The 18,846-nt window shown below is 34.9% G+C and carries 20 protein-coding genes; 12 read left to right on the forward strand and 8 right to left on the reverse strand.

What is annotated here, in order from left to right; genetic code table 11:
- Positions 1-3 precede the first annotated feature (3 nt).
- Positions 4-360, reverse strand: a complete 357-nt coding sequence (locus tag BUC31_RS02735; RefSeq protein ID WP_073241030.1) for a hypothetical protein — start codon at positions 358-360, stop codon at positions 4-6.
- An 82-nt stretch (positions 361-442) separates the two neighbouring features.
- Here BUC31_RS02735 and BUC31_RS02740 point away from each other — a divergent pair, with 82 nt between their 5' ends.
- The 8 genes from BUC31_RS02740 to BUC31_RS02775 all read left to right on the forward strand — a co-directional run bounded on the left by BUC31_RS02740 (position 443) and on the right by BUC31_RS02775 (position 7,242).
- Entirely contained in the window at positions 443-967 is a 525-nt protein-coding gene (locus BUC31_RS02740; protein ID WP_073241032.1) for a CvpA family protein, read from the forward strand.
- Between the two features lie 188 nt (positions 968-1,155).
- A complete protein-coding gene (locus BUC31_RS02745) occupies positions 1,156-1,635 on the forward strand; it encodes a CAP domain-containing protein (RefSeq protein WP_073241034.1) in 480 nt (159 codons plus the stop codon).
- A gap of 269 nt (positions 1,636-1,904) precedes the next feature.
- On the forward strand, positions 1,905-2,411 hold the full coding sequence (locus BUC31_RS02750) for a CAP domain-containing protein (protein ID WP_084134930.1): 507 nt from the start codon (positions 1,905-1,907) through the stop codon (positions 2,409-2,411).
- Positions 2,412-2,524: 113 nt separating this feature from the next.
- Positions 2,525-3,064: a 3-hydroxyanthranilate 3,4-dioxygenase gene (locus BUC31_RS02755; protein ID WP_073241036.1), complete on the forward strand. Its 540-nt coding sequence runs from the start codon at positions 2,525-2,527 to the stop codon at positions 3,062-3,064.
- Positions 3,064-3,435, forward strand: coding sequence for a DUF1304 domain-containing protein (locus tag BUC31_RS02760; protein ID WP_073241038.1), 372 nt, complete (start codon positions 3,064-3,066; stop codon positions 3,433-3,435). Before BUC31_RS02755 ends, BUC31_RS02760 begins: the two co-directional genes overlap by 1 nt.
- 79 nt (positions 3,436-3,514) lie before the next feature.
- Positions 3,515-5,068 carry an L-piperidine-6-carboxylate dehydrogenase gene (gene amaB / locus BUC31_RS02765; RefSeq protein WP_073241040.1) on the forward strand — a complete coding sequence of 518 codons (1,554 nt, stop codon included), beginning with the start codon at positions 3,515-3,517 and terminating at the stop codon, positions 5,066-5,068.
- 579 nt (positions 5,069-5,647) lie between these two features.
- Positions 5,648-6,556 (forward strand): OmpA family protein, encoded by a 909-nt coding sequence (locus BUC31_RS02770; protein WP_073241042.1) that lies wholly within the window; start codon positions 5,648-5,650, stop codon positions 6,554-6,556.
- Positions 6,557-6,588: 32 nt separating this feature from the next.
- Positions 6,589-7,242, forward strand: a complete 654-nt coding sequence (locus BUC31_RS02775) for a hypothetical protein (RefSeq protein WP_073241044.1) — start codon at positions 6,589-6,591, stop codon at positions 7,240-7,242.
- Positions 7,243-7,298: 56 nt separating this feature from the next.
- Here the strand turns inward: BUC31_RS02775 and BUC31_RS02780 are convergent, their stop codons facing one another.
- From BUC31_RS02780 to BUC31_RS02795, 4 genes are all read right to left on the reverse strand, one after another.
- Positions 7,299-8,297 carry an acyl-ACP desaturase gene (locus tag BUC31_RS02780; protein ID WP_073241046.1) on the reverse strand — a complete coding sequence of 333 codons (999 nt, stop codon included), beginning with the start codon at positions 8,295-8,297 and terminating at the stop codon, positions 7,299-7,301.
- Between the two features lie 64 nt (positions 8,298-8,361).
- The gene (locus BUC31_RS02785) at positions 8,362-9,096 is read right to left on the reverse strand and encodes a metallophosphoesterase family protein (protein WP_073241048.1); all 735 of its coding nucleotides are present in this window, start codon (positions 9,094-9,096) and stop codon (positions 8,362-8,364) included.
- Entirely contained in the window at positions 9,093-10,175 is a 1,083-nt protein-coding gene (locus BUC31_RS02790) for a TFIIB-type zinc ribbon-containing protein (RefSeq protein WP_073241050.1), read from the reverse strand. The genes BUC31_RS02785 and BUC31_RS02790 overlap by 4 nt, the downstream gene beginning before the upstream one ends.
- Before the next feature lie 46 nt (positions 10,176-10,221).
- Complete coding sequence (locus BUC31_RS02795) at positions 10,222-11,358, reverse strand: SPFH domain-containing protein (protein WP_073241052.1); 1,137 nt, start codon at positions 11,356-11,358, stop codon at positions 10,222-10,224.
- A 186-nt stretch (positions 11,359-11,544) separates the two neighbouring features.
- On the opposite strand from BUC31_RS02795, the gene BUC31_RS02800 reads away from it, so the two are divergent.
- The 3 genes from BUC31_RS02800 to BUC31_RS02810 are packed head-to-tail and all read left to right on the forward strand — an operon-like array spanning position 11,545 to position 14,801.
- Positions 11,545-12,489, forward strand: a complete 945-nt coding sequence (locus BUC31_RS02800) for a carbohydrate kinase family protein (protein ID WP_073241054.1) — start codon at positions 11,545-11,547, stop codon at positions 12,487-12,489.
- A 1-nt stretch (position 12,490) separates the two neighbouring features.
- Complete coding sequence (locus BUC31_RS02805) at positions 12,491-14,431, forward strand: amylosucrase (RefSeq protein WP_073241056.1); 1,941 nt, start codon at positions 12,491-12,493, stop codon at positions 14,429-14,431.
- Positions 14,432-14,450: 19 nt separating this feature from the next.
- Positions 14,451-14,801, forward strand: coding sequence for a hypothetical protein (locus BUC31_RS02810; protein WP_073241058.1), 351 nt, complete (start codon positions 14,451-14,453; stop codon positions 14,799-14,801).
- Positions 14,802-14,803: 2 nt separating this feature from the next.
- Here the strand turns inward: BUC31_RS02810 and BUC31_RS02815 are convergent, their stop codons facing one another.
- From BUC31_RS02815 to BUC31_RS02825, 3 genes are read right to left on the reverse strand one after another with little or no spacing between them, the layout of a single operon-like run.
- Positions 14,804-15,940 (reverse strand): ATP-binding protein, encoded by a 1,137-nt coding sequence (locus tag BUC31_RS02815; RefSeq protein ID WP_073241060.1) that lies wholly within the window; start codon positions 15,938-15,940, stop codon positions 14,804-14,806.
- A gap of 56 nt (positions 15,941-15,996) precedes the next feature.
- The gene (locus BUC31_RS02820) at positions 15,997-16,749 is read right to left on the reverse strand and encodes an SDR family NAD(P)-dependent oxidoreductase (protein WP_073241062.1); all 753 of its coding nucleotides are present in this window, start codon (positions 16,747-16,749) and stop codon (positions 15,997-15,999) included.
- 12 nt (positions 16,750-16,761) lie between these two features.
- Positions 16,762-17,625 carry an aldo/keto reductase gene (locus BUC31_RS02825; RefSeq protein ID WP_073241064.1) on the reverse strand — a complete coding sequence of 288 codons (864 nt, stop codon included), beginning with the start codon at positions 17,623-17,625 and terminating at the stop codon, positions 16,762-16,764.
- A 171-nt stretch (positions 17,626-17,796) separates the two neighbouring features.
- On the opposite strand from BUC31_RS02825, the gene BUC31_RS02830 reads away from it, so the two are divergent.
- Positions 17,797-18,798: an AAA family ATPase gene (locus tag BUC31_RS02830; protein ID WP_073241066.1), complete on the forward strand. Its 1,002-nt coding sequence runs from the start codon at positions 17,797-17,799 to the stop codon at positions 18,796-18,798.
- The last annotated feature ends 48 nt before the right edge of the window (positions 18,799-18,846 follow it).

Consider the following 18,846-nt stretch of genomic DNA (forward strand, 5'->3'; position numbering starts at 1 on the left):
AGTCTATTGAATAAACTCTTTTTCTACAAAATAGGTAACAATAGCTTCTTTCATAAGTACCGTTTGCTCCCCAGCTTTCAAAGCAGGCAATTCTTCCATTACATTATAGTGAGGCCAACCGTCTTCATCGAAAAAACTGAATTCATAAAATCCGTAAGGTTCTAAAAGACGACAGATTGCAATATGCATTAAATCTAGCTTATCATCTTTCTTATATTTTTTATGGTACTGCCCTAATTCTTGAACACCTATCAAGTAAATGATGGCATCTAATTCTAAAGGGTCACCATCAGAAAACTTTCCAGAAAGCTTTTCTACCAAATAATCCCATCGTTCTTTTAATTGTATATCCCTAGCCATATAATTTCCTTCAATCTCATCTATGATATAGACCTTGCAAAGGTACAAATCAAAGTTCTATATTTGTTAAAACACTTTACGAATGGGACTTTTAGATATTTTACTTGGATTACCCTTAATATGGGGTCTATGGAAGGGATATAAAAATGGTCTATTCATGGAAATAGCATCTATTGTAGCACTTGTTGCAGGTATTTTCGGCGCAATCCATTTTTCTTACATAACTGGCAACTATTTATCTGAGCATTTAAACTGGGATGAACGCAACATGAGTATCATTGCCTTTATAATTACATTGATACTTATCATCATCATTGTAAATTTAATTGGAAAACTATTGACCAAAGTTGCCAACTTCGCAATGCTTGGCGCTTTAAATAAAATTGCAGGGGGAATTTTCGGTGCTTTAAAAGTTGCTATTTTATTAGGTGCCGCTTTTATATTTTTTGATAGAATGGACAATACATTTAGTTTATTAGATGAGGAGACTAAGCAAGAATCAATTCTTTATCAACCTATTAAAGATATAGGTGCATTAATTTTTGATACGGTCTTACAAAATGAAGAGCTTCAAAAGGAATCTTCTGAAGAACCTGTTATCATATAATCAGTTGGTCCGGTAATCTAACTTTTTGTACACTTTATCGAATATGCATTTTTGTTACTGCCCTGCGTTTAATTTTTCAATAATATTACTACATCGATAACCCAAATCGATTACGAGAGCTTAGAACACTCTTAACTTTATTACCTACTGCGCTACGCCGAAAGGCTACACAATTTAAAGACACTTATATGAAAATGAGATTGCTTTACGCGGTCCCTGTCTTTTTATTACTTTTTCTTAATTCTTGCACTAGCGACTCTATAGATGATACGCCGGTACTTGAAGCTGAAAATGTTTTAACTATAGAGCAGGACCTACTAGATATTGTTAATGCGCACAGGTTAAGTTTAAAAACCAATACATTAGTTTTTAGTGATGTAGCATATAAATATGCTAACCTTCATACAGACTACATGATATCTAAAGGTAGCATTAGCCACGATAATTTTAGCTCGAGAGCATCTAACATCGATTCTGAGATAAGTGTTGAAATGGTTGCAGAAAATGTTGCCAAAGATTATCAATCTGCTTTAGAGGCTTTTGAAGGATGGTACATTAGTAGTAGCCATAAAAAAACTATGGAAGGGGACTTTACACATACAGGTATAAGCGTAAAGAAAGATGACCTAGGCAACTATTACTTTACCCAACTTTTTTATAAGCAATAAACAATTGTATATAATTGGGTAACAGAAGAGACTACCTTCATTTAGCTTAGCAAGTATCGAATTACAAAATTACCCATTTACATAAAGTGAGAAAAATCGTATAAAGTGCACTTTATCACGATGAAATTTATTACGTCTTTTCATTATGATAGTTAATATGTTGCTTATTCGTCACTTAACGAATATTTTATCCCCTCTATAGATGTTTTACTTCTAGCGGTAATCAACGGGACTATTTTTGGCACTCACTAAAAAAATAGTTTCCCTATATGAAATCCACCTTCATTTTTTCCGCTTTAATTTTAGTCCTTTTATCCTCTTGTTCAAAAAACCAAAACTCTACAGATTACGCAGAGAATTCAGAATATACGTTAACAGAATACACTTTAGCCTCTTCTAAGTACCACAATACTATTGAAGCTGAACTTTTTGAATTGATAAATAACTATAGAACAGATATAGGTTTAAATGAATTGGTATTTGAAAACGCAACCTATTACTATGCAAGCCTTCATACAAATTATATGATTTCTAAAAAAAGTACCAGTCATGATAATTTTAGTAAACGGGCAGAATATATTTCTGAGCGATTAGATGCTGATTTTGTTTCTGAAAATGTTGCTCGCAATTATGAAACTATAGAAGATGCTTTTGCAGCTTGGTTGAAAAACCCAGGACATAAAAAAAATATTGAAGGCGAGTACAATTACTCAGCAATCAGCATTATTCAAAGTAGTAATGGAGATTATTATTATACTCAAATATTTGTAAAGTAATTTAGACGACAACTTATTTTTTTATAAAAGCCTTTGTAACCAAAGGCTTTTTTTATGCTTACCTTTTAGGTAAGAAATAATCGTTTCTTTAACTTTCACTAAAAATCATAGAAATGAGTATACAAGCACCATTTAATCTTAACAAATGGATAGAAGAAAACAGAGCTTCCCTCAAGCCACCTGTTGGAAATAAGAATTTATATAAAGATGCTGGCGATTATATTGTTATGATTGTTGCAGGACCAAATGCAAGAAAAGATTACCATTATAACGAAACTGAAGAGTTGTTTTATCAACTTGAAGGTCATATAGAAGTTCACATTCAAGAAGACGGTAAAAAAAGGACCATGCAATTAGGTCCTGGAGACATGTATTTGCATCCTGCAAAAGTACCGCACTCTCCTGCTCGTAAAGAAGGCTCTATTGGTTTAGTCATTGAACGAAAACGCGCAGACATGAATGTTGACGATGGTCTGTTGTGGTTCTGCGACAATTGCAACCACAAACTATATGAAACCTATTTCACCCTTCATGATATAGAAAAAGATTTCTTAGCTCACTTTAAGCATTTTTACAGCTCAAAAGAATTAAGAACTTGTGATAATTGTGGCACTGTAATGCCGGTTGATGAACGTTTTATAGCTAAAGAATAATGATAATAGCAGCAAAAATTATTACCGCTCTCGTAGCCCTCATTCATATTTATATTCTTTGGTTTGAAATGTTCGCATGGACTACGACCGGCAGAAAAGTATTTAGAAATTTTCCGAAAGATTTATTTGAACCCACAAAGTCTATGGCGGCAAACCAAGGGTTATACAATGGCTTTTTAGCTGCTGGGCTGATATGGTCTTTTTTCATAACCGACATACAATGGTCTGCAAACGTTGCACTCTTCTTTTTAGGTTGCGTTGCTATTGCTGGGGCTTATGGTGCACAAACCGTAAGTAAAAAAATATTTATTGTTCAAAGTATTCCTGCATTGATCGGAATTATATTTTGGTCTATCGTAAAATTTTCATAGAGTAAATTAGATGTACTAAAGATTAAATTCTTTGTATTTTTGTAATATATCTAACATAAATCACGTAAAAAGTTATAAAATGTCAAAAATAGCAGCAAATTTTGGAATACACGATGCTCTTAAAGCATTAGGAATTAAAGATGTTAACGAGGGTACTTCAACCGGATCTAATAATTTTTCTTCAGGCGATATTATTTCATCATACTCACCAGTAGATGGTTCACTAATTGCAAAGGTCAAAACAACGACAAAAGAAGATTACGAAAAAGTAATGTCTACTGCTACGACAACTTTTAAAGAGTGGAGAACAAAACCTGCACCGCTACGTGGTGAAATTGTTAGACAATTCGGCGAAAAATTAAGAGAACTTAAAGAACCATTAGGCAAACTTGTTTCTTATGAAATGGGAAAAAGCTACCAAGAAGGTTTAGGCGAGGTTCAAGAAATGATAGATATCTGTGATTTTGCAGTAGGTCTTTCTCGTCAATTACACGGTTTAACTATGCACTCAGAAAGACCTGGACATAGAATGTACGAGCAATATCATTCATTAGGTGTGGTTGGTATTATTTCTGCCTTTAATTTTCCTGTAGCCGTTTGGGCTTGGAATACGGCTCTTGCGTGGATCTGTGGTGATGTTTGTGTTTGGAAACCATCAGAAAAAACCCCTTTATGCGGTATTGCTTGTCAAAATATAGCTGCTGCAGTCATGAAAGCCAATAACCTACCTGAAGGTATTTCTTGCTTAATAAATGGTGATTATAAAATTGGTGAATTAATGACCCAAGATAATAGAATACCGTTAGTATCTGCTACAGGATCTATTAGAATGGGAAAAATAGTTGCTCAAGCTGTTGCTGCCAGACTTGGAAAATCTTTACTGGAACTTGGTGGCAACAATGCTATCATAGTTACACCAGATGCTGACTTAAAAATGACTGTAATCGGTGCTGTATTCGGTGCTGTAGGTACAGCGGGTCAACGTTGTACTTCTACTAGAAGATTAATCATTCACGAATCAATGTATGATAAAGTAAAAGAAGCTGTTGTAGCTGCATATCAACAATTAAGAATTGGTAACCCTTTAGATGAAAACAATCACGTAGGTCCATTAATTGATACCGATGCGGTTGCTCAATACAAAATGGCTCTAGATAAAGTGGTTAAAGAAGGTGGAAAATTAATCGTAGAAGGTGGCGTACTAGACGGTGCCGGCTTTGAAAGTGGTTGCTACGTTAAGCCTGCAATCGCAGAAGCTAAAAACGATTTCGAAATTGTTCAGCACGAAACATTTGCGCCGGTTCTTTACCTATTAAAATATTCTGGTGATGTTGAAAATGCCATTGCTATTCAAAATGGTGTGGTACAAGGACTCTCATCTGCTATTATGACAAACAATCTTCGTGAAGCAGAACATTTTCTTTCTGCTTGGGGTAGCGACTGTGGTATTGCCAATGTAAACATCGGTACTTCTGGTGCTGAAATTGGTGGAGCCTTCGGTGGTGAAAAAGAAACTGGCGGCGGTCGTGAAAGCGGTTCTGATGCTTGGAAAGTGTACATGAGAAGACAAACCAATACTATTAATTATACTACTGAGCTTCCTTTGGCCCAGGGCATAAAGTTTGATCTATAACAAAAACATAAATTCCTTTGTATGTTCAATAACTAGGTTGCTTTTCAATTAGTTGGTTCGTTTGACCAACTACCATGAAGCAAAGTTTGTACGCCTAGAACAATAAACATGCAAAGGAAATTTATAATACCTTTTATTTTTTTCTTCATTTTATAGTGTAAATACCTCTGTATTAAACTAGTAAATTGTTATACTAGTTTCAACTAATTCTGTACAGCTTTACACAAATATTGTATAGTTGGATTGTTGGCACCTTCAATTTTAGACATAAAAAAATCCTATCGACTACAAGAGGACAGGATTTTTTAACCAACTAACTCAAAACTTGAAATTATATATTCAATGCCCAAACTTTGTGGGGAGATATATACCGTTTCAATACTTACGTAAAAATGCAAATAATAGTTGTTGCACCATACAGTTTTTTTATCGTTTCACCTTCTTATTGTATAGTTGGTATGTATTTTAACATATCTAATATTAAGATAATGTTGATTGTAAGGTAATTAGGTGCGAATCTTTTAACATTTTTAAGATTTTTTTAATAAATTGTGCGCTAAACACTAAACATTACGTACAATGACAAGAACAATCAAGTATTTATTATTGATGTTGATTACCATTGTAGTCGGTACTTACTTCTTTATAACCTGTTGCAGCGAATGCGGTGCGGCGGTTACAAGTACAGAGCCCACTACACAAAAGGAAATCATTAAAGCGCCCTCGGCTACATCTTACCCCTTCGCTATCGATGGAAACGGATTTGCCTACAACACCAATGACAATTATAACTTTAACATTTCGTCACACGACATTTTAATGCCTTTAAGTGCTGAATTGACTGAAGGAGTTTCTGGTCTACAAAGCCATTTAGAGTCAAATGGAAGTAATGTTATAAACGTAACAGGATATTACACAAGTGAAGAAGAAAACAATACTGCGTTTCCTAACTTAGGACTTGCAAGAGCAAATTCAATTAAAAACGATTTAGCCTCTAAAGGATTTTCTACTGCTCAAATTAATACCCAAGGTAAACTTATGGATGAAATGATTCCAAAAGATGGTACATATTGGGGAGCTGCTTCATTTGATCTTGAAGAAAAATCTGCCACTGCAGATGATGATCTAAAGGCTTTATATGATAAAATTAAAGCTGATCCGCTAATTCTTTATTTCAATACTGCAGAAGCATCAATTCACTTAGATGCCGCACAACGACAAAAAGTTGCCGATATTTCTAGATACTTAGATAAAGTTTCTGATGCTACCGCAAGCGTTGTTGGCCATACAGATGCAACTGGGCAAGCAAGTACAAATATGAGACTAGGTCAAGACAGAGCAGAATTCGCGAAAAATTACTTAATGCAAAACGGAATAGCTGCAGATAAAATAATTGCTAGGTCTAAAGGACAAACGCAACCAATCGCTACTAATGCCACTGAAGAAGGCAGAGTAAAAAATAGACGAACAGTTATTACATTAAAATAAAACATACACTAATCCTATAAATAAGTAAAATCATGAATTTTGAAAATATGAACATTTGGTGCTGGATAATTCCATTATTAGTAGGTCTTATCTGCGGTATATTAGGTTACCTTTTAGGAAAAGGTTCTGCCAAGGTTATAGATAACTCTGCTGAAATCAATAGTCTTACCGCTAGTAATACAAAGCTTAAAGGCGAATTGTCAGATTTAAACAATCTAAAAGCAAGCAACAGCAAATTAAAAGCTGATTTAGATGCGTGTAACCAAAGAGTAATTGCTGCAAGCAAAGTAGTAACACCTGCTCCCGTTGCCCCTAAAGCACCAAGTACTAATTTAGGTGCATCTGCCGCCTCTTTTGCTGCCGGTGCCGCTACAAGTAGCGCTTTAGCTTTTGATGGCTCTGCTGCAAAAGCTGCTTTTGGAAAAACCATTAAGCAAGATGACTTAAAACTTGTTGAAGGTATTGGTCCAAAAATTGAAGGCATGTTCAAAGACCATGGTATTAAAACCTGGAAAGAACTTTCTGAGGCTAGCTTAGAAGCATGTCAAAAAATATTGGATACTGGCGGAACAAGATATAAGATTCACGATCCTGCTTCTTGGCCATTACAAGCTAAAATGTGTTACGAAGGTAAGTGGACAGAACTTGTAAAGTGGCAAGATGAACACAAACACGGTAAACTATAAACATACCGTTTAAAGCAAAAAAAATCCCGATCATTACTGATCGGGATTTTTTTATTTTATAATGCTCCGTTTGCCTCAACCCACTTAAAGTGATATTGATCTTGTGGAAATTTCATGCGCTCTGCAATTCTTTCTAACCTTGAAGGCAACTTAATTAAATAGTCACGTGCCTTTTCCGCTTCTTCATTCAAAGAACGAACAGTTTCTAGTTCCCAATACGCATTAAGCTTACTTAGAATATCTACATAATCTTGTGCAGTATACACACCTAAACGTTGCGCACAGTTAGAGAAATTCTCAAATGCCGATCCTATTGTACCACCAGACTCACGTAAAAAGTGTGCTGGCATTACAATTTTCTTCTTCATCATATCTGCAAAGGCAATCATCATACCAGATGGATCTTCACCCATAATGGTCTTTACAAATTCTCTATATGCTAAATGGTGTCTCATTTCATCACCAGCAATAATAGTACACATTTTACCTAATAAGGCATTTCCTTTTTTCTTTGCCATTTGCCCAACTCGCTTATGAGAAATGTTGGTAGCTAGTTCTTGAAAAGAGGTATATACAAAGTTTTTATATGGATCACGATCAGTACCAATATCAAAACCATCAGAAATTAAATGTTGGGTAGTAATCTCGATTTCTTTCATATTTACCCTTCCAGATAAATAAAGATATTTGTTCAACACATCTCCGTGTCTATTTTCTTCAGCCGTCCAAGCGCGAACCCATTTTGCCCAACCATTCGTTTTATGGTCACCGTGTTGATCAACACCAACAACATCCATTAACCAAGATTCGTAGGTTGGTAACGCTTCTTCAGTAATGGTATCTGCTACCATGGTTACCCAAAAATCATATCCTAAATCTTTAGACTCTTCACGAATATCTTTCACTTCTTGCAAGAATGTATCCTTTTGAGAATCTGGTAAAAAATCTGTTGGTTGCCATATATCCTCTGGTTTTATAAGGAAAGAATCCATGAAACTTTCTACCTTAGGCTCTAAGGCCTGCATCACTTCTAATCTTATATTTTTAGTAGACATAGTTTATTTTTTTTCAAAGATCGTTAATAAAACAATCTATTTTTTAGTAAAGTTAACGGTTTTCTTAGTTTCTGCCCGTTTCATTGGGATAAAAGGTATACACTGGATCACTTTGCCAATAATCTTTTGTATCTGCATTAAATATAGTTAATGGTCCTTTAAAGGCTGCACCGGTATCAATATTCCAAACATTAGCTGCTTTCTGCGGCGTGGTTTTACCAATACGAGTAACTGGTGTATGCCCTATATAAATTTCAGAATAGTTTTTTAATCGCTTCGGATAATGAATGTGATCTTTATCTAAATCTGTATTTAATGAAAGTGCCAGCTCCCATAAGGTGCGATCCCAGTAGAACGTTTTTTTAAAATACTCATGTTCTATTCCTTTTAGGTTCGTAAAACCCGCATGTAAAAACAATCTGTTTTCTGAATCTAGATAATAATTCTCCAAGCTTTCATAAAACTTTATGTGCCTATCTTTCGTTTCTTTAGAAGCCTTACCATACGAATATGATGTTGCCTCTCCACCATGCAGAAACCATGTTGGGTTGTCTGCCTTGCCAGTTAACCACTCATAACAAAGCTCATCATGATTACCACGTAGGTATATACAATTATAAGTTTCTTTTAATTCTAAAAGATAATTTATGGTTTCAACAGCTTCGCTCCATCCGTCTATATAATCTCCTAAAAATATTATAGTATCATCTTCAGTTATAGCTGCTTTTTCAAGTACTTGCTTTAAAGCTTGTAATCCTGAATGAATGTCACCTACAACCAGTGTTCTTTTTGTACTCATTTAGCAAAAATCGCAATTATAGCTATTATGACAAGGATAAAAATCACTAAAAAGAAAATTTTCCAAAATGAATATGGTCTATTTCCACTTAGCACACCTGTTTGTCCATTTATATAAAAATTAAACTCTTTACCATCATACCTATATGAACTTAGGTAAATGGGGAGTAAAATATGTTTGAACTTTTCATCAGATAACTTAATATCGGCATTTGCCACTCTTTGAGTATCACCACCAATATCTCGCTTTATCCAATTATAAGCAATGTTCTTAGCTTCTTGAAATGACTTGTGATGCCCTTCTTTTAAGGAAACCGTGTATTTTTCCGTTACAAAGCCTGATAGATATTTAGAATTGAAAACAACCAAATCTTTCAAGTTCCAAAAAGCGACTTTAGCAGGAATCTCCCTGCGTTTCTTTTCTGAAGCATTGATTAAAATATCATCTACAAAACCATCTACTTTGCCAGAAGCGTACGTCCACCTTGTTTTTCTAACCTGCCTTGTTCTTTTTCCTTTATTACTATTATAAGTTTGGGTTTCATAATAATAATCTCCGCGTTGCCCTTGATAAGACGCAAACAGATTGGCATCGAACGTCCAATAAGGCACATAAAGTCCATGTAATCCTTCTGGATCTAAAGCAGCTTTTTTTAAATTGTCTGGTGCAAACCAAATTTTACCTACCCATCCTTTAAATATTGCTTGTGCCTTTTTTGCATCTAACTGAAAAGGAACTAAAGCACCCGGTAAGATCCATCCTTCTTTTTCAATATCTTCTCGAATTAAAGGCTCGCTACAATACACACAATTAAGCGATTTGTAGTTTTCTTCTACATGTTGGTTGGCGCCACAGTTTTTACAATGCAACAACTCTATAGTTTCGGTATAGGCATTTTCACCAACAATCTTTAAGTAATGCTCTAATTCTAATTCTTCAAAGCTCGTTTTAGATTGCTCAATAAATTCTTCATAGCCACAGTACTCGCATGTTAATTGATGTGAACCTGGCTTAAACTTAAGCTCGGCCCCACAATTGGCACATGCTTTTTTATACTCCGATTGTTGAATATCGTCCATAGAAAGTATCCCTTATCTATAAAAGGTATGTTATAATTGTTTCTAATTATGCCGTTGGTAAAGGTGGTGGTGTATTACCGCCTAAGAAAGATTTTAATTCTTCTACTTCTTTCAAAGCGGTCCAACTTGCCATTCCTTGTTTCCAAATAAGAGAATCCCTATTAATGGTCCTGCTTGCAAATAACTCCTTAAGCTTATCAAACGCAACAGGCCCTAACTGATGCCCATTTACTGCATAGAAATAAGTTACCTGCGTTGGCATTGGTGGTGGTGCCTGTGGCTGCTGTGCAGATTGCCCACCAAAAGGTTGCGTTGCCGGCTGACCCATTAAACCACCCATTTGTTGTGCTAATACAAAGCCCATACCCATACCCATACCGGCACCAGCGGTACCACCTTCATTTTTAGCTGCTAGCTCCATTGACTTTGCAGCTTTGAATTGGGCTAATTTGGTCATGTCCAACTTATCTAATCGGCTGTATTCGAAAATTTCTTTCTTAAGTTCTTCCGGCATCGATACATTTTCGATGTAGAACTTCTCTAACTCAATACCAACCCTATTAAACTCTGGCTGCATTACCTCTTGGCATGTTTCTGAAAGTTCACTGGTATTGGCAGCATATAATTCTATTGGCAAGTTAGCTTCACCTACTGTATCAGTAAAACGCGTAACTATTAAACTTTTTAAATGTTCATTAACTTCATAATTCGTGAAGTTACCATCTGTACCCACCACATCTATAATAAACTTACCTGGATCATTAATTCTAAAACTATAGGTACCAAAAGCACGTATTTCTACTAAGCCAAATCTATCATCACTAAGTATAAATGGATTTTTAGTTCCCCATTTTTCATCGGTAAAAAGGTGTGTATTCACAAAATACACCTCAGCTTTGAACGGACTGTCAAAACCGTATTTCCAACCTTTTAAGGTCGTTAATATGGGTAGATTTTGAGTGTTTAAAGTATAAGTGCCAGGTTTAAAAACATCTGCTAATTGTCCTTCATTAATAAAAACTGCCGTTTGTCCTTCACGAACAATTAACTGTGCGTTGTTCTTTATCTCATTTTGATAACGCTCAAAACGATGGACTATAGTATCGTTTGTAGTATCTAGCCATTCAATAATATCAATAAACTCATGGCTTAGTTTCTTCTTAATTTCATCAAATATACTCATGGTAAGTGTATGTTTTAAAATGTATAATATCAAGATATGCAATTCATGAACAGAGCCAAAATTAGCGGCATATTAATTCAAGAAAATAATCTACAAACTACAATAATTTAATATTTCCTTAAGAATATTTAGGAAGTAGGTCCTTTTTCTAATTAACTTAGATTTCCTTATTTTTCTTTTAGAACTATGAAAAAAGTATTTTGTATTGGTGAATTGTTGATTGATTTCGTTGCTGAAAACCAAGGTAAAGATTTATCTAAAGCTAAAGAATTTTCTAAGAAAGCTGGTGGGGCACCTGCCAATGTTTCTTGCGCTATTAGTAAGCTTGGTGGCGAAAGTCTTTTTATTGGTTGCGTAGGTGATGACCCTTTTGGCACCTTTTTATTACGTATTCTTGAAAATGAAAAAGTAGATATTTCTTCAGCACAAAAAAGTGACACCTTTACTACTCTAGCATTTGTTTCTATTGATGCCGATGGAGAGCGAGATTTTGTTTTTAGCCGTGGTGCAGACAAAGAACTCACTTATGATTCATCTCTTAAATCTAGATTTGAAAATAACATATTGCATTTTGGTGCTGCTACTGCACTATTGGGCGGTTCATTAGAGGAGACGTATAACAGATATTTATTTGATGGAATCACTAAAAATGCCTTCATCAGTTTTGATCCAAACTACAGGGTAGACCTTTGGAAAAACAAAGAGGATGTTTTTATTCGTAAATGCCATCCTTACATAGAAAAATCTCATTTATGTAAATTTAGTTTAGAGGAAGCACAACTTCTTTCTGGTAAGGATAATTTAGATGAAGCATGTCAAGTTTTCCATGAAATGGGAACCCAAATTATTGTTATTACCCTAGGTAGTGAAGGCACATTACTAAGCACTGCTAATTTCAGTAAAACTATACCAAGTATAAAAGTCACCCCTAAGGACACCACAGGTGCCGGAGACGCCTTTATTGGCTGTTTATTGCAACAAATCTCGCAACATTCTAAGTTTGAAAACGTATTAGCAGACGAAAAATTATTAACCAATATGGTTGCCAGAGCTAATAAAGCTGGAGCAATTACAACTGAAAATTTTGGGGCAATTGAATCACTTCCTACTTTACAACAATTAGACTCTTAAAATGAACCAAGCTGAATTACTAAGGTTATTGGCTGAAAGAGGTCAAAAGAAAAAAGGCGCAAATTCTTTAAGTTCTTTATTTGAGCAAAGACTAGCGACCAATCTTTCTCTTGTAAAGACTCAGTTTTTTTCATTGTACCAAGAAACAGAGCATAAAGCATATTTCTTTACACTTTTAGATACCTTAGACACACTTTTCAAAGACCGACCTACAGAACTTCAAAAGCAAGATATTGCGCGCTTAAATTCTGGAAACTGGTACCAGAGCGAACAAATGGTAGGTATGCAGATGTATGTTGATCGCTTTAACAAAGACATTAACGGACTAAAAGATAAATTACCTTATTTCCAAGATTTAGGTGTCAATTTTCTTCACCTAATGCCCATAACTACAAGACCTTCTGGTGAAAACGATGGTGGTTATGCTGTAAATAGCTATCATGAAATTGACCCTAAATACGGCACAAAAGAAGATTTTACAACGTTTACCAAAAAAGCTCGAGATCATAACATGTTCTTAATGTTAGACTTCGTTGTCAACCATACTTCAGATGAGTTTATATGGGCAAAAAAAGCGAAAGAAGGTAGCCAGCACCATCAAAATTACTATTACACCTATTCTGACCGTCATATACCAGATGAGTTTGAAAAGACGCTGCCAGAAATATTTCCACAATCAGCACCAGGAAATTTCACCTATAACCAAGAAATGGAGAAGTGGGTAATGACCTGCTTTAATAACTACCAATGGGATTTAAATTATAGAAACCCAGAAGTATTTATTGAAATGCTCGGTAATTTAATGTCTCTTGCAAATTTAGGCGTAGATGTTATCCGTTTTGATGCTCTTGCATTTCTATGGAAAAAGTTAGGAACATCATCACAAAATCTTCCTGAAGCGCACACCCTTATTTCACTTTTTAGAATGTGCTTGCAAGTAATTGCACCAGGCGTTATTCTTTTGGCAGAAGCTATTGTTGCCCCTAGAAATATTATAAAATATTTTGGCGAAGATACCACAGAAGGTAATGAGTGCGAAGTTGCATACAATGCCTCGCTAATGGCTTTATTATGGAATTCGATAGCCACTAAAAAAGCCAATTTATTGGTCAAGAGTGTCACGGAAATCCCAAATAAACCTAATGACGCTACCTGGATCAATTACATTCGATGCCATGATGATATCGGACTTGGTTATGACGATGAATTTGTACGTGCAATAGGATCTGAACCTGCTGCTCACAAACAGTTTTTATTAAATTATTACTGTGGCAAATTAGAATGGTCACCGGCAAAAGGGCTCATATTTATGTATAACCCTAAAAACGGTGATGGTAGAATTACCGGAAGTGCAGCATCTCTACTAGGATTAGAAACTGCTCTAGAACAAAACAACAAGAATATAGTTGACTATGCTATCTCCAAAATTTTAATGATGCATGGTATTATTCTAACCTATGGTGGTATTCCTATGATTTATGCAGGTGATGAAATAGGGACATTAAACGATTATAGCTACGAGCAGAATGAGGACCATGTTAATGATAATAGATGGGTAAATAGACCTATGCAAAATTGGGGTGCTGTAGCTCAATTGAAAAAATCTGATGACAGTCCTTCCGCTATTATTTTCAACGGATTAAAGCATATGATTCGTCTAAGAAGGGAGCATAGAGCATTTGCAGACTCCAACGATATAAAAATTCACGGCTGCCCTAATCAACATATTTTTGCTTTCCAAAGAACCCATGAAGATGAAAGTGTTTGGGTACTGTCTAATTTTAATGAAGTTACCGAAACCTTAAATATTGGCTGGTTACTTTCTATAGGTATTCATGCAGGTGAAAATTCTATTGACCTACTTACCGGGAAAACTTTTGAGCTTATCCATAATGAGTTGCCTATAAAGCCCTACGAGCAACTTTGGATTAAAAATATTTGATTATTTCTTAAATTAAATAATGAATGCATCTATACAAATAAGAGATAAACCTAAGGCATCTATTATTTTTGGTGAAGACCAGTTTGAGATAATTGATTCTAAAGATATTAGCAATAATGGATTTTATTTGTTCAATAAACTTCTAAATGTCGATATCATTGAGAAGAAAACGGACTGGTTCATTACGGTATTAAGTTTTATAGTAGATATTTTTACAGGAAGTGCATCGGGCAGCAATTATAAAAACAAAGCACACTTAAAAATTGACCTTGAAGATTGTAGTATAAAAATATGGCTTTCTAATGAAGATATTGATAAAGCCCACAAAGCAAAACAAATGCTGAACGAAGGTATTTTAAATAAAACCTAGTCCTAACTATACTTCACTTTTCTAAGTACACGAAGCGCTTCTTTGAGCGAAGCATTTATACCCGGGTATTTTGGCTTTAAAATCTGCCTAGCATTTTCCATTCGTTCCTTTGCTTCTTCAAATCCGTTGAGAAAGCATATTAAATATGAATCTGCTAAGTATCTCAATTGCTTTACTTCAGCAATAGTCAATTCCGTATTCTTTTTCGCCTTATCCACCAAAGCATTATTGCTCTTATAAATCTTTTTTAGCTCGTCTTCATTATGAACCGGTGGCTCAAAAAGTAAATCGCTCGTAATTTGGTATGTGCCGTTTTCACTGAAATTTATCACCACCTTTTCTAAAGGATAGTACTTTTGTTTTGCGGCCAACCCAAGCTGCACATATTCAATGGTGGTAAATGAATCATTATTATATGTGATGGTAACTTCATCTAAATTAGAGTAGAACAATTTTACTTGCTCATTAATCAATTCAATATCGACCCTGTAGAAATATGTTTCTCCATTGACCACTTTTTTATTACCGGCCCAGCAGACTACAAATTGTTCTTTAAAGACTTTATAATCGCTTTCTAAATCTTTATGCCTGTGGTTTATAAAGTCGATGACACCATCAAGGGTAAGCTCTATATTGTTTTTCGCATGCTGTTCAATAGTCGCGACAGCCTCTGAGTTACTATCTTTAAGTTCAATATCAAAAACCTTAGGCAAGCTTATACTGCCCTCTCTAAAAAATACAGAACCACCATAATATTTCCAGATGTTTTTTCTAAGTGAACAAATTTTACCGATAGATTTTATAGTCACCAAACCCACCACTTTACCTTCTGACAAATGTGGAAATGGAATATTCTCGTAAGATATTAACGGAGGATTATCTAAATAGGCATTCACCAAATTTTGAATCTTACTATCATCAAAAAAATCTACACCTACTATTTTATTATCCTCATCTTCAACCCCAATAACAATGAAAGAATTATTCGCAGGATTGCTATTTGCCAATGCACAAACATGCTTTAAAAACTTACCCTTACCTTCTTTTTCTCCAATTGAAATAAATCGCTTTTTATCGTAAAAACTATTCTCGTCGTTATGAGCGAGTAAGTTTTTTACCAAAAGGCGTTTATTAATCATAAGTTATAATTTTGGCTTTTGGCTTTAAAGATTTTATTCTAAAATCTTTTCATATTTTAATTTTTATCTACAATAGTTGAAGAAGCTTGTGCTGTTGGCATTACTACCAAATCGGCAATATTTACATGGTATGGTCTAGTAATGACAAAATGAATGATATCTGCGATATCTTCTGGTTTTAAGGGTTGAAATCCTTTATACACATTCTCGGCTCTATCCTCATCGCCCTTAAAGCGAACATTACTGAACTCGGTTTCTACCAACCCTGGGTTTACCGCACCAACACGAACACCTGTGCCGTTTAAATCTATTCGCATTCCTTGGTTTATAGCATCTACCGCATGTTTACTTGCGCAATACACATTACCTTTTGGGTATACTTCTTTACCGGCTGTAGAACCAATATTGATAATATGACCAGATTTTCGAGCCACCATTTGAGGAATTATTGCCTTTGAAACATACAACAACCCCTTCACATTAATATCTAACATGGCATCCCAATCATCTACATTACCATCTTGAATGGTATCCATTCCATGAGCATTACCTGCATTATTGATTAAAATATCTATTTGGGAAAATTCTTTTGGCAACAAATCAACTGCTTCTTGAACAGCTTCTTTATTACGGATATCAAAATTTAAAGTGTGCACTTGCACCTCTTTACCAAGCTCTTCTTTTAAAGCATCTAACCGATCTTGACGACGACCGCACAAGACCAAATTAATTCCGTTTAATGCAAATTGAATTGCTGTTGATTTCCCAATACCACTGGTAGCTCCTGTAATAAATGCTGTTTTCGTCATTTTATATTTTAATTATGCAACTTCATGTCCTTCGTTAGCTTCTAGCAAGATAAACCAATCTTGTACATCCATATCAATTGAAACGGCATCCATTGCCATTTTTAAACGCTTAGGCGTAGCCGTGCCTACCACAGGGTGAATGTTAGAAGGATGTTTTAAGATCCAAGCCAATAAAAGCTGGTCTTCTGTTGCATCATACTTTTTAGTGAAAGCTGCCAATACTTTTTTAATCCTTGCATTTGCCTTAGACTCTTGTCTAAAATAATTACCAAGCGGACTCCAGCTCATTGCAAGCCTATCAAACGCAATACAATCATCTAAAGTACCATCGTTCATTACTGTGTTAGAGGACAATGAAAACTCAACTTGATTCGCCTCAACTTGAATTTCCTTTTCTATAAGTTGAATTTGAGACGGCGTAAAATTTGACACTCCAAATTGCCTGATTTTTCCATCATCCTTCAATTTATCTATAGCTTCGGCAATTTCTGAAGGGTTCATCAATGGGCTTGGTCTATGTAACAAAAGCATATCTAAATGATCTGTTTGTAGCATTTTCAAAGACCGCTCTACTGATGATATAATGTAGTCTTTATCATATTGATAGTGCTTAACCCTATTCTTTCTTTCCTTAACATTGAACTGAATACCACATTTGCTGATCAATTGAATATCCTCTCTTTTGATAGCACTTTTTTTAAATGCTTTACCAAAATCTTCTTCATTGGTATAATCACCATAAATATCAGCATGATCAAAAGTGGTAATATTATTTTCTAAACAATGATTCATCAATGAAATCATCTCGGTGGTAGAATGTTGTTTTCCCCATTTACCCCAAGTCATTGTACCTGCAATTATTCTAGAATATTTCAACGTATTGTTATTTGATTAATGAAATTAAAAAGAAATCCCTTAAAACCTTCATAAAAATATGGGGTTTTCCATTTTTTTAACCTATCATTAACAGGGACTGAGTGAATAAATTTTCAATTTGCATAACTGTTAAAATTAGAAGCCTTAACAATCAATAATATATAGTTTTAAATGGAAGAAAATACTTCAATTGACATTAGTGCTGTTAATGAGAAAATAGCAAAAGAAAGCGCTTTTATCGATTTACTGATGCTTGAAATGAATAAGGTAATCGTTGGCCAGAAATATATGGTTGAACGATTATTAATTGGACTTTTAGGACAAGGTCATATTTTGCTAGAAGGTGTACCCGGTTTAGCAAAAACCTTGGCGATAAACACACTTTCAAAAGCTGTTAAAGGTAGTTTTAGTAGAATACAATTTACACCAGATTTGCTTCCTGCAGATGTTGTTGGTACAATGATCTACAATATGAAACTAAATGATTTTTCTATTAAGAAAGGTCCAATTTTCGCAAATTTCGTTCTTGCAGATGAGATTAACCGTGCACCTGCTAAAGTACAATCTGCTTTACTGGAGGCTATGCAAGAGAAGCAAGTGACCATTGGTGACGAAACTTTTATTCTTGACAAGCCCTTCTTAGTAATGGCAACCCAAAACCCAGTTGAGCAAGAAGGTACGTACCCGTTACCTGAAGCGCAAATTGACCGTTTTATGCTGAAGACTGTTATTGATTATCCAAAAATCAATGAAGAGCAGTTAATTATGCGTCAGAATTTATTGGGTAATTATGAGACCGTAAACGCTGTTGTATCCATAGAACAAATACTAAGTTCACAAAAAGCAGTACGTGAAGTATACATGGACGAAAAGATCGAGAAATATATTCTTGATATTGTTTTCGCCACTAGATATCCTGAAAAATATAATTTAGAAAGTTTAAAACCTTTAATCAGTTTTGGTGCCTCGCCAAGGGGAAGTATCAACTTAGGTGTCGCTGCAAAATGTTATGCTTTTATAAAAAGAAGAGGTTATGTTGTTCCTGAAGATGTACGAGCTATTGTACACGATGTTTTAAGACATAGAATAGGAATAACTTACGAGGCTGAAGCCGAAAACATTACCTCTGTTGATATCATCAACAAAATTGTAAACGAGATAGAAGTACCTTAAACTAGTTATGGTATTTGGTAAATAATGCCGAATATGATACACTGCTAA

Origin of the sequence: Maribacter aquivivus (assembly GCF_900142175.1) — a bacterium.
Classification (GTDB): Bacteria; Bacteroidota; Bacteroidia; order Flavobacteriales; family Flavobacteriaceae; genus Maribacter; species Maribacter aquivivus.

Excerpts from the sequence above, each read along its gene's own strand:
- BUC31_RS02800 (WP_073241054.1), top strand. The coding sequence starts at position 11,545 with ATGAAAAAAGTATTTTGTATTGGTGAATTGTTGATTGATTTCGTTGCT.
- BUC31_RS02830 (WP_073241066.1), top strand. The coding sequence starts at position 17,797 with ATGGAAGAAAATACTTCAATTGACATTAGTGCTGTTAATGAGAAAATA.
- amaB (WP_073241040.1), top strand. The coding sequence starts at position 3,515 with ATGTCAAAAATAGCAGCAAATTTTGGAATACACGATGCTCTTAAAGCA.
- BUC31_RS02745 (WP_073241034.1), top strand. The coding sequence starts at position 1,156 with ATGAAAATGAGATTGCTTTACGCGGTCCCTGTCTTTTTATTACTTTTT.
- BUC31_RS02805 (WP_073241056.1), top strand. The coding sequence starts at position 12,491 with ATGAACCAAGCTGAATTACTAAGGTTATTGGCTGAAAGAGGTCAAAAG.
- BUC31_RS02810 (WP_073241058.1), top strand. The coding sequence starts at position 14,451 with ATGAATGCATCTATACAAATAAGAGATAAACCTAAGGCATCTATTATT.
- BUC31_RS02820 (WP_073241062.1), bottom strand. The coding sequence starts at position 16,749 with ATGACGAAAACAGCATTTATTACAGGAGCTACCAGTGGTATTGGGAAA.
- BUC31_RS02735 (WP_073241030.1), bottom strand. The coding sequence starts at position 360 with ATGGCTAGGGATATACAATTAAAAGAACGATGGGATTATTTGGTAGAA.
- BUC31_RS02795 (WP_073241052.1), bottom strand. The coding sequence starts at position 11,358 with ATGAGTATATTTGATGAAATTAAGAAGAAACTAAGCCATGAGTTTATT.
- BUC31_RS02770 (WP_073241042.1), top strand. The coding sequence starts at position 5,648 with ATGACAAGAACAATCAAGTATTTATTATTGATGTTGATTACCATTGTA.
- BUC31_RS02780 (WP_073241046.1), bottom strand. The coding sequence starts at position 8,297 with ATGTCTACTAAAAATATAAGATTAGAAGTGATGCAGGCCTTAGAGCCT.
- BUC31_RS02785 (WP_073241048.1), bottom strand. The coding sequence starts at position 9,096 with ATGAGTACAAAAAGAACACTGGTTGTAGGTGACATTCATTCAGGATTA.
- BUC31_RS02760 (WP_073241038.1), top strand. The coding sequence starts at position 3,064 with ATGATAATAGCAGCAAAAATTATTACCGCTCTCGTAGCCCTCATTCAT.
- BUC31_RS02755 (WP_073241036.1), top strand. The coding sequence starts at position 2,525 with ATGAGTATACAAGCACCATTTAATCTTAACAAATGGATAGAAGAAAAC.
- BUC31_RS02815 (WP_073241060.1), bottom strand. The coding sequence starts at position 15,940 with ATGATTAATAAACGCCTTTTGGTAAAAAACTTACTCGCTCATAACGAC.
- BUC31_RS02750 (WP_084134930.1), top strand. The coding sequence starts at position 1,905 with ATGAAATCCACCTTCATTTTTTCCGCTTTAATTTTAGTCCTTTTATCC.
- BUC31_RS02790 (WP_073241050.1), bottom strand. The coding sequence starts at position 10,175 with ATGGACGATATTCAACAATCGGAGTATAAAAAAGCATGTGCCAATTGT.
- BUC31_RS02740 (WP_073241032.1), top strand. The coding sequence starts at position 443 with ATGGGACTTTTAGATATTTTACTTGGATTACCCTTAATATGGGGTCTA.
- BUC31_RS02775 (WP_073241044.1), top strand. The coding sequence starts at position 6,589 with ATGAATTTTGAAAATATGAACATTTGGTGCTGGATAATTCCATTATTA.